This window comes from Paenibacillus tianmuensis (assembly GCF_900100345.1).
GTDB lineage: Bacteria > Bacillota > Bacilli > Paenibacillales > NBRC-103111 > Paenibacillus_G > Paenibacillus_G tianmuensis.
This window is the reverse complement of sequence record NZ_FMTT01000011.1, coordinates 143,145-153,293: the sequence shown is the minus strand read 5'-3', so window position 1 is coordinate 153,293 and position 10,149 is coordinate 143,145. Positions and strand designations below refer to the sequence as shown.

Genomic DNA, 10,149 nt, shown 5'->3' with positions numbered 1-10,149 from the left:
GAGACGATTTTTTGAAGTTTTAGCTCTGGTAATCCGAGCAGTTCGTTGATATACTGGAGTGGCATCTGTCATATCCTTTTGTTGTTTTGGTAGGACTTACAACAATACAGGATTTGCAGATGTTTTTCCATTTTAATCCTCGTTCTACACTCATTTGAATTCGTCAACCGCTAATTTTGGTTTTGAGCCAAAATTTAAAGATAATATTCTTTTATATACTGCATCTGTTGCAGGAACAATTGCTGCTATGCAAGCGACGATGCTTTTCTTTTCGGTAACTCCTCCAGCTTGGTTTGCTTCTGCGGTGACCGCCGTTGCAGCAGCAGGAGCATGGATGCTTATAAACACAGACAAAGGAGCGGGCACTTACATAGACTTTTTTGGATGGTATGGAGCCGTTAGAATAACGCTCCCAGTTCCTATTTTCCACTCTAATTAACTCTGAAGCGACGATTTCATTTCGTGGAACAATGCAAAAAAACGACTCTTGTTCGCATCCTTTGCGGCAAGGGCCGTTTTTTTTAGTTGCCCTCTGCAAATTGGTGGAGGCTTTTTTATTTGGTTTGGATCCCCCAGCTCCTCCAGTCGGTCCCACCAAGCGAAGGGCAATCGATCAGAATATCTGTGGAACGGAAGTTTCCCGGTTGACCGCGTTATCCGAGAAACAAGCGGCACGCATAGCGGATCTGGAGGCCTATCTCACGGCGATGGACGAGCTGAGGGGCGAGCGCCGAGGAACGTCATCGAGAGGCGCTGGAGCGTCTGAACGAGTGGAAAGACGTGGTGAAGGAGCGCGAGCTGCTGGCGATCCGGATAGAATATCAAGCGAAGCTAGAGAAGGAACAAGGAGAGGCAGAGCAAATCAGTTCGTATGTCAGGAAGCGACCACCAACAAAATCACCCCAGATACCTTATTTACCTAACAACCCCAGAAATCGGCGGTGACGCCCTGCCTTTAAATCATCTCCGGCAAAAAAATGACGTTTCATCGCGAAAAAGACCGCCGTTCGCAGGGAAGGCGGTCTTTTTCGCGATTCTTGGCACAGACTACAATTCGGAGGCTATCCACCTTCCCCGGCTTTGCGAAGCGTCAGCAGTCCGATGCCGAAATCGGCGCTGGCAAACAGGAGCAGAACCGACTGTCCCTCCCGAAGCTGGCCGCTGTCCTCCGCCTCCTGCAAGGTAATGAACGGATCGCTGCCAAAAAAATTAATCGCTTTCCGCGTTTGCCTTACATAGACGGGAATCCCGCAGCGTTCCCCAGCCTCGCCGACAGCCGTCACGAAGGAAGCGGACACGTTCTGAATCACCAGCCGATCAGGCGCGTTCCCCGCCGCCTTCATCTCCTGAAGCGCTTGTTCGGCTAGCCGGGCAAGCGCCAGCATCGTCCGTTCGTAATCGGCCGTCGTCCACGCTCGCATCGGTCCGGCTTGAAGGAACGGCTGAATGCAGCATTTCGTTACTTCGTACTCGCCCGCTTCGGTTGCTAAGGTGCACAACACCGCAGCGTCCCCCTTGATCGAGCCTGTCCAAGGCGTCCGGCTGAACGGATACTCCGTTCGATCCGCAATGCAGAGCAAGCCGTTCGTCCCTTCTCCATCCTCCAGCATGCGCCCAGACCAGTCGATCGCCCGAATACAGGCGAGGCTTCCGAGCTGTCCGAGCACGAACGGCTGCACATGACGATGCCCGAACTCGGCACACAGCATGAACCCCGGCAAGGTCGTCAGCGGACGCTGCACCGTTTCGTGGCAGTAGCTGATCAGATCAAACTTCCGGTCCGCTCCGAAGCGGCGCTTCCCTTCCTCGCACAAATAGTCGACGGGATGCTTTTCGAACACCGGAATCCGTACCGCGGGAAGCGAAGAATCCGACGGACCGGACTCCACGGCCGGCCAAGGCGAGGACATCCCGGCATGCGCGAACAGCCACTTGGGCGGACTATCTTCCCATGGCTGTCCCGCCTCCGCACAGTAGGCCTCCAAGGAGCTTTCCGCCTCCGGAACGATGCACCGAAGCCCGCTAATATACAGCTTCTTGCCTTCCGGAAAAACTTGCGCGCTCATAGCTCCCCTTCCTCCTTGGCCGGAATCCCGGGCCGATTCATCGGCACATACCGGTGCAGGGCACAGCCGAGCGTGCCGGCCGTGCCGATGGTAACCGTCAAATAATAGTCCCCCGGCAGCAAAGCCCCGTCGGCTAACGCGCGCCAAATATTGTAAGGGATGTCCGTATTCGTAATATGCCCGACTTCGTGCATGGTGGCGTAGTAAAACATATCCGGCGAAACCCGCAGCGAACTGGCTACCGTCTCCCAAACCTGCCGGTTCGTATTGCCGCACACGACGAGACGGATGTCGGAAAAGGTGAACCCGGCTTCGTGAAGCGTCTCCAGCATCATCTTGCGAATACTCATATAGAAAGTCGCATGGAACTGCCGCAGGCGAGACGGATCGTTATCGTAGACCTTGCCTGCCGTTTTATACTTTACGGCAAGCGTTTGATGATCGCCGTATTCCCAGCGGAATAAGCAGGCGCTGGCGCTGTCCCCGCTAAGGATGAACTCATTGATATAATAGAACGGATGGATTCCGAGATCGGCGGTCACAAACAGCACCGCTTTGTCCGGATCACGGGCCAACGGATAGGCGGCCATGCGCAGAAACCAATGGAACGTCGAGCAGGAATGCTCCTCGACCGGGTACAAGGGAACCTGCTCCCAGCCCCAGCGCAGCAGCATCGTTTTGAACAGATTGCATTCATGCCAAGCTACCTGTGACGTATGCGCAAACCAGATTTCCCCGATCTCGATGCCTTCCCGCCTGCACCGCTCCGCTACAGGCTCAAGTGCCCGCTCCGCCATTTCCTCCATCGATAGGCGTCTTTCGACCGCAACGGTCTCGAACCCCCGCTCCCGGTAATAAGCCTCATCGTGCTCAAGAGGGTACCCGCATTGCACCGCGTTTGAAATGATGTCCGCCATCGGCACCGTCAGCTCGGGCCGATATACGGAGAAGTCATCCATATGAAACCGCCCTTGCATCATCCGCAGCCCTCTTTCCTGTCGCCGCTTGGTTGCGGGATTTATCGGCCGTAGTTATAGAGCAGCACGCATCGCGAACAGATCGGCGTCAATCCTCGGCCGAGCGTCTCCCGGTGCCGCCGGAAACTTTCGTTATGATACACGTCCTTCAGCTCCGTCCCGTTCAAGTCGCCGAGCGTAAACTCGGGGAAAAACTTGCACGGGTTGACCTTCCCGTCCGGCATCACATCCACCCGATTGGCAATCGCCAAGCATTGCTCCCGTTTCATCGCCGGCTTCTCGGAGCCAAGAATAAAGTCTCTGATCTCATCCCGCTCCAGCGCCGGCTGAAACCGGATTCGGCTGTTCCACACCCGCCCGTTGATCCGGTCGATCTCCGCGACGAGCGGCTCGATATTCGATTCCGAGACGCGGAAGGTGAAGGAATGCCAGCTATACCGCTGCTGCTGCTGTGCCGCTTCCAGCCAAGGGAAATACCGCGTATAGTAGTCATCCATCTTTACTGCAATCTCGCTTGGGATATACCAGGGAAATACGAAGTAGACCGTATCAACGCCGAGGTCTTCGAAATATTCCATGAAATCGTACAGCTTCGTGACCATCGCATCGCTAATGGTCAGGCTGAGTGAAATGCGGCCTTGAAACTCACCGGTTCGCTGCAGATCCAGCAGCAGCTTCACCGTTTGGACGACTTTCTTGTACGTGCCCCTTCCGCGAATGGCGTCGTTCTCCGCTTCAAAGCCGTCCAAGCTGATGAGCAGCGTCATATCCTTCGATATTTTCAGCACGGAATCCAGCTTCTGCTCCACGAGTAGCGCATTGGTACAAACGGTCGTATTACGGGGATCGCGTTCCAGCAAGTCGGCCAATTCGTCAAATTTGCTGTAATACAGCGGCTCGCCGCCCCAAAGGAACAAACGGGATTTCCGCTGGCGCGTTTGCTCCAGCAGGCGTTCGAGCAGGGAAAACTCGATCTCCTGACTCTTTATCTCCTTGGCCATATCGTGATGAAAGCCGTCGCTCGCCCATTCGAAGCAATGCTTGCAGCGCAGATTACAGCCGTTGTTCAGCTTGATGCCGATGTCCTCGGGAATATCCAGCGCGAACGTCGGGTCGCGCCGCAGCGCTTTGCTGGTCACGGACATGTTGCGAATCGTCCGCTTCATATTATGAAACGTGTTTCCGTCAAAGGTAACTTTCGTTTTCGGTTGCATGAGCGGCCCTCCCATCTTTCGGCGAACGGTTTTTCATGATTCATCGACAACGGGCTGCTAAGCTGTCTGGCCGCTTGCCCCGTTCGAAACATCCGCTCTCACGCTCTCCAAGAAAGCGACGAAAGCTTGAATGGAGTTCAGGTGTTCGAGCTGGAAATGATCAAAGTCGATTTCCACATCGAAAGCATCTTCAATGGCCAGCACGAAATTGATCATTTGCAGCGAATCGAGTCCTACCTCGTTAACGATATCCGTCTCCGGCTTTAACGTGGACAACAGCTCCGGAGACTCCTTGATTTCACTCAAAATTTTCATCACCGTTTGCATCACCATAAGAAACTCCTCCTCATCTAAGTCAGTGGCTGGCCTAAGGCCAGCGGATATCCGGGCAGCTTCGCCCTCGCCAGCGTCAGCAGCCGCTTGTGCATCGCCATTCGCTCGTACGATTGAACGATCGGCACATTGCTTGTTATCCCATCCAGCACATCGCTGAAAAACGCCAATTGATTCACGAAATAATTTTGCGGGTCAAAGGCCAGCTTCTCTACCGCCCCGGTCTGCTTATCTTGGATGCGAATCGCAATGCGGTACGTTCCCATGCTGGCGCGGAAAAAATCGTCCACGGTCACAACGGCACGCTCAAATTCAAGCATATGCCGGGAAGCCGCCGGCATCTCGAAGGAGGCGACAAGCTCGGCGCGCACTCCGTCCGCGTGGTCCAGCGCCGCCCGAAACGTCCAATCGCAGCCGCCCGGTCCCGCAAAATCCGATTCCGCATCGCAGATCGACGGCTCCAGCCCCAGCACCGCTTGCAGGAATTGCAGCCAATAGCAGCCGAAATCATAGAAAGCACCGCCGCCGCGTTCCGGGAAGCTGCGATAGTTTTGCCGCTCTGGGTCCTGGAACGGAACCGAGATTTGCGAGCTTACCTGCAAGAGGCGGCCGTATGTGCTGCGGTCGATCATCCGCTTGATCTCGCTCTGCCAAGGATGGTGCTGCACCATCAAACCTTCCAGCACGGGCAACCCGGACGCCGCCTGCGCGTCCATCAACTGCCGAAGCTCCCCCGTGTTCAGACAAATCGGCTTTTCCACCAGCACCGGCTTCCCCGCCTGCAGCGCACGAATCGCCCATTCCGCATGCAGCTCGTTGCTGAGCGCAATATAGACGAAGTCAATCTCCTCACAGGTCAGCAGTTCCTCGTAGCTGCCGAACGCGTGCGGAATGCCATACTTGTCCGCATAGGACTCGGCTTTAGCCTTCGTTCGGCTCGCAATGGCGTGAACGCCGAGGTGTTCGAGGCTCTTAAGGGGCGTGAACAGCGCCCGATCGAGGATGTGAGCGCAGCCAAGCACGCCGATTCGTTTCTTTCTCATGGGCACAACCTCGTGCTTCCTTTATTTTTCCGTCTTCGTCTTGAAGTTCAGACAGCAGGCCTGACAGATCGGGAATGAATTTTTTTTCAAATAATTGCGGTATTGCTTATACTTCGGTCCGTTCCAGATATCAATCAGCCGCTGCTCGTTTACGTTGCCGAGCGTCAAGTCATAGAAAGCATGACAGGACGTCACGTCGCCTCTCGCATTGATCTCCGTGCTGAGCCAAGGGAACTCACAGCGCTTCTTGGCATGCGACAGCTTGTGGCTGTTTCCGCTGAAGTACAGCTCGACCGTCTCCTCGGTCATGTTCTGCGGATAGGCGTTGAAATAAACCCCTTTCTCCTTACAGTACTCCTCGATGTTGCGCACTTGGCGGGCGATTTCCTTTGCATCCATCTCGCTAAACTCGGATAATTCACGGACGAAGCCCTTGGAAACGGCCGCATCCGTATCCAGATCAAAATTATCTTTCAGAATATTGCGGTAATTCATGTGATCTTCCGGCGTAATAAACGACTGAAACTCCAAACTGATATGATCCAGCTTCGTAATATCCATGCTTTTGAAGAAAAGCTCTTCCACATGCATGTACGTTAGCGGGGTAATGATGAAGATCGTGCCGATCTTCGGAAACTCCTTGCCCTTCTCCTCCCGGAGCGCATGAAGCTTCTCAATGCCGCGGATCGCTCTCTTGAATACGCCCTTGCCGCGCTGCTGGTCGTTAATCTCCTCCGGACCGTCCATCGACACCCATACACGATGCGGCTCATTCTCGATAATCATCTCCGCGTGCTTCTCCAGCAGCGTTCCGTTGGTCGGGAAGGCGACTTGGCTTCCGTAATATTTTAATGCAGCCAGAACCTCGTCGATTTGCGGATACATCAGAGGCTCTCCGCCAAACAGATCGTAATAAGGCTTGACCGGGCTGCAATCCTCGATAATTTGCTTAACCACTTTGATATCCAGCTGCGTCAGCGTCGTTCGTTCCTTGTAGGCGCCGTTATCGCCCCATTCGTAGCACATTTTGCACCTTAGATTACAGGCCTCCAGAAGCTGCAGCCAAATCCACCGGGGCGCCGACATACTCAAGAGCGGTGAAATCGTTGAAGCCGTGTCATTGCGAAGTTGTACGGACATCGTCTAACCTCCTCCAATTTTCATGTCATGGTTGGTATAGGACCTGTCGATTCAGCCTAAGATTGCCTCATCTGCGGAACCTTCCCGCCTGCGCTTGCTCCGAACTGCATCACCTCCCTTATCGTCGTCATTTGCCGCATCGGACGAATGCTCCGCTACAAACTAGAGCTGCTGTACACGCTCAGCGCCCGCTTCCACAGGAAGCGGACCAGCAGGAAGCAGACGACCGGGGCCAGCGCGCCCCAGGCCAATTCGGCGGCAGACAGCTTGCCGAGCACAAACATCGGGGCAAAGTTCGTAATCAAAAACACCGGAACGACAAACGTCCCTATCCGCTGTATCCACTTGTTGTACATGGATGCGGGCATATTGTTGGAATCCCATACGGAGTACGAAATTTCGCTGGCGGCCGACGTGTTCACGAACCAGAACGAGAGCAGCGAAGGAATGATCATAATGCAGTACGTAAGGACGGTTGCGGCTAGCAGAAAGGCCACAAATCCGGCGACATGGAGCAGCGTAAGCGGAATGCCCGCGGCGCTCCAGCCGATCGCGATCATGATGGTCCCCGCTATCATATTCGGAATCGGCATCCCGACCTCGATATACCGCAAGGACACAAGAAATTGCAGCGACATCGGCTTGACCATCATCAGATCGAGACTGCCTGTGCGCACATGATCGCTGAGACGCAGGAAATTGTTAAAGAACAAACCCATGTAAATGCCCGTCAGCCATAAATGCGTCCCCATAAACATCAGAATCGTATCGGGCGACAGCCCGTTGATCCGCACATTCGTTTTGTACACGACGACCGCATACAGCAGCTTGGACATCAGAAACGCCGCCTCCACGAATATGCCCGTTATGAAATTAAAGCGGTATTCCATCTGGGAAATGACCGAGTTTTTGGCGAATAACGCCAGGATGTGCAGATGTCGTCGCAGTTCGGTAACGAAGTTCAAAGCTCAGCCTCCTAGCCCCAAGTACCGTTTCATCCCACGCTTCCAGACCAGATGGCAGACGATCAGCATCACACCGGTCCATAGGCCTTGTCCGGCGATGCCTTGCCAAATCAGATCGCCCGCTATTTTTCCATTCAATACGTTGACAGGGAAGTAAACCATATAGTGGAATGGCAGGAAACGAAACAGCTGCTGCAGCCCTTCGCCGAATATTTCAAGCGGGAACATGCCGCCACTCATGATATTAACCAGCAGGCTGGTGACAACGAAAAAGTAGGAAATTTCCGACAACCAGAAGGCGCACGCGCACAGAGCGTACGAGATCAGAAAGCTAAGAATGACAGACAGGCACAGAGAGAGGAAAAAAGCCAGCAATCGTTCAAGTCCGGTATGCTGGTTATAGAACGAGTTCAATGCGAAGGTTAAAGCCAGAATGACGAACAGGGAAATCGTCACATAGATCAATCGCTGCCCGATAAACGAGCAGATGCGGAAGCCAAAATACGCAATCGGCTTGACCATATATTTATTCAATCCGCCGCTTTTGATATCTTCGGCGATGGCGTGCTCCATATTCGTAATCACCAGCTTGGAGACGACGGCGGCAATGATCGTATACATGATCATCTCTTGATAAGAATAGCCGAACAAGCCGCTCTCTCCGGCGCTCGCGTACACCGCCGTCCATATATAATATTGCACGACGATCGGAAATACCGCGCTGAACAGAGAGAGGAAAAAATTAAAGCGGTATTCCAGCGAGCTTTGGAAGCCGATGCGGAACGCGACGACATACTTGCGATGAGCCATGGCGCTACCTCTCGCGGAGTCCGACGATACCGTCTTCGGCCGCCGGTCCTCATTTTTGTGAATGATGGGGAGATGCGGTTTTCGTCAAAATTTTTGCGAATCAACAATTTTTTCAGAAAAGACCGCACATTCTTCATCTTGCCATACTTAAAGCACTTGACAAATTTGCGGATGAAAAAAAATACCTAATTTCCAGAAAGGAATTACCATATAACTTGTAAAAATAACCCATCACTTTCATTCATTGTATTGAAAAGCTGGGTACTTTGTCCATAGTGCGTCGGGATCATTTGTCATCCAAGCGTTTGGCGAGAACGACGACAGTTGTTATCGACAGACAGCAAACGATGTAATTTAATGTCGAATTCGGCCGGTAAGGCCGGAAGCCGGGCCAAAGGGGAACAACGAAAGGAGCAATGCATAATGACCACACTGCATCAAGCACCGGCTGCAAAAGCGGAAATGCTTATTCGCAGACCGGTTGAAGAGGTATTCGAAGCTTTTGTCGAACCTGCGGTTACAATGCGATTCTGGTTCACCAAAAGCAGCGGAAGGCTGGAAACTGGAAAACGCGTCCGGTGGGATTGGGAAATGTACGGCGTTTCTTGAGCACAACATCGTCTTAAATAAAAAATAAGACCGATTCAACTTTGCGAATCGGTCTTTGGTCTTGCCGCGTTCCCGCTTAGGGCACTTTCACGACAAAAGGAACGGTGAACACCTTGCCTTCGTGCTGGAACTGGCCCCACAGCTTGTATATGCCGCTTTTCGGGAATTTCGTCATAAATTTGGCGTCCGGCCCGGAGGCCTTCTCCTCCATCGGATGAACGTGCAGATATTGCTCGGCATCGTCGCTCAAAATAACCACATGCCCGACCGCTCCGAGATAAGGCTGAAGATTCGTCACCGGCTGCTTCGAAGCGGCGTCGCGAATCGTAAAGGTCAGGTTCGCGTCCATTCCCGCCATCAGGTGGTCGATCGCAAGTGTGACTTCTTTGCCGTCGACCGTTTTGACCAGCTTGGACTCGGGCTCGATCGCCGCGGCTGCGGGCGCATTGCCCTGTACGCTGATCCACGCCGTCTTCGTTGCCGCGCCTTGACCTGTCGGCACGAAGTCCGCAATCAGCTTATAATCGCCACCGCCCGGAAACTGCGTCGTGATATCGAACCGGCCTCCGCCCTTATAATCGGGATGAATGTGATTAAAGAACGACAGGTCTTTGCTGACGACGATCAAGTGAAGCTTCTTCTCGTGCGTAATGTCGAAGTTTTCCACCGGCTTGTTGTTTTTGTCCATAATTTGAATCGTAAGCGGGGTATCGTTTCGTGCCTGCGGCTTCTCCGGTGTCAGCTTGAAGGACGCGACGACCTCGGCGCTCTTCGGCGCTTCGGACGCCCCCCCTCCGTGATTGCCGTGTCCGGCTTCTTCCTTAGGAGCCTCCTTTGCGGCCTCCTTCGGTGCCGAGGCTTCTTTCCCCTGCTGGCCGCATGCGCCTAGAAGCAGCGCCGCACCCAGCAATGTCGCTATGGCTGCTTTTTTCATAAACACCCTCCTGTTTTCTCTCGGTTGTTTTTAGTGTAAGGGGAACTTTTGAAGATCT

11 protein-coding genes and 1 pseudogene are annotated in these 10,149 nt (G+C 53.6%); 3 read left to right on the top strand and 9 right to left on the bottom strand.

The features are described from left to right. Positions 1 to 154: 154 nt before the first annotated feature. Positions 155 to 439 (top strand): hypothetical protein, encoded by a 285-nt coding sequence (locus tag BLO51_RS29750; protein ID WP_217266717.1) that lies wholly within the window; start codon positions 155 to 157, stop codon positions 437 to 439. Positions 440 to 470: 31 nt separating this feature from the next. After that, positions 471 to 923, top strand: coding sequence for a hypothetical protein (locus BLO51_RS29745; protein WP_217266716.1), 453 nt, complete (start codon positions 471 to 473; stop codon positions 921 to 923). A 138-nt stretch (positions 924 to 1,061) separates the two neighbouring features. On the opposite strand, the gene BLO51_RS10100 is transcribed toward BLO51_RS29745, so the two are convergent. The 8 genes from BLO51_RS10100 to BLO51_RS10065 form a co-directional block, all read right to left on the bottom strand. Continuing rightward, complete coding sequence (locus BLO51_RS10100) at positions 1,062 to 2,066, bottom strand: beta-ketoacyl-[acyl-carrier-protein] synthase family protein (protein ID WP_090670549.1); 1,005 nt, start codon at positions 2,064 to 2,066, stop codon at positions 1,062 to 1,064. Next, the gene (locus BLO51_RS10095; RefSeq protein ID WP_090670547.1) at positions 2,063 to 3,046 is read right to left on the bottom strand and encodes a 3-oxoacyl-[acyl-carrier-protein] synthase III C-terminal domain-containing protein; all 984 of its coding nucleotides are present in this window, start codon (positions 3,044 to 3,046) and stop codon (positions 2,063 to 2,065) included. The genes BLO51_RS10100 and BLO51_RS10095 overlap by 4 nt, the downstream gene beginning before the upstream one ends. Positions 3,047 to 3,084: 38 nt before the next feature. Then, the gene (locus tag BLO51_RS10090) at positions 3,085 to 4,257 is read right to left on the bottom strand and encodes a radical SAM protein (protein ID WP_090670544.1); all 1,173 of its coding nucleotides are present in this window, start codon (positions 4,255 to 4,257) and stop codon (positions 3,085 to 3,087) included. 57 nt (positions 4,258 to 4,314) lie between these two features. Continuing rightward, positions 4,315 to 4,590 (bottom strand): acyl carrier protein, encoded by a 276-nt coding sequence (locus BLO51_RS10085; RefSeq protein ID WP_245719606.1) that lies wholly within the window; start codon positions 4,588 to 4,590, stop codon positions 4,315 to 4,317. Positions 4,591 to 4,607: 17 nt separating this feature from the next. Then, complete coding sequence (locus BLO51_RS10080) at positions 4,608 to 5,633, bottom strand: Gfo/Idh/MocA family protein (RefSeq protein ID WP_090670541.1); 1,026 nt, start codon at positions 5,631 to 5,633, stop codon at positions 4,608 to 4,610. Positions 5,634 to 5,654: 21 nt separating this feature from the next. Beyond that, positions 5,655 to 6,773, bottom strand: a complete 1,119-nt coding sequence (locus BLO51_RS10075) for a radical SAM/SPASM domain-containing protein (protein WP_245719605.1) — start codon at positions 6,771 to 6,773, stop codon at positions 5,655 to 5,657. A 155-nt stretch (positions 6,774 to 6,928) separates the two neighbouring features. Continuing rightward, the gene (locus BLO51_RS10070) at positions 6,929 to 7,738 is read right to left on the bottom strand and encodes an ABC transporter permease (protein WP_090670539.1); all 810 of its coding nucleotides are present in this window, start codon (positions 7,736 to 7,738) and stop codon (positions 6,929 to 6,931) included. 3 nt (positions 7,739 to 7,741) lie between these two features. Next, entirely contained in the window at positions 7,742 to 8,548 is an 807-nt protein-coding gene (locus tag BLO51_RS10065; RefSeq protein ID WP_090670535.1) for an ABC transporter permease, read from the bottom strand. A gap of 423 nt (positions 8,549 to 8,971) precedes the next feature. Here BLO51_RS10065 and BLO51_RS10060 point away from each other — a divergent pair. After that, positions 8,972 to 9,154: pseudogene (locus BLO51_RS10060) on the top strand (SRPBCC family protein); the annotation flags it as partial. A 79-nt stretch (positions 9,155 to 9,233) separates the two neighbouring features. On the opposite strand, the gene BLO51_RS10055 reads toward BLO51_RS10060, so the two are convergent. Continuing rightward, on the bottom strand, positions 9,234 to 10,091 hold the full coding sequence (locus tag BLO51_RS10055) for a hypothetical protein (protein WP_090670532.1): 858 nt from the start codon (positions 10,089 to 10,091) through the stop codon (positions 9,234 to 9,236). Positions 10,092 to 10,149 lie beyond the last annotated feature (58 nt).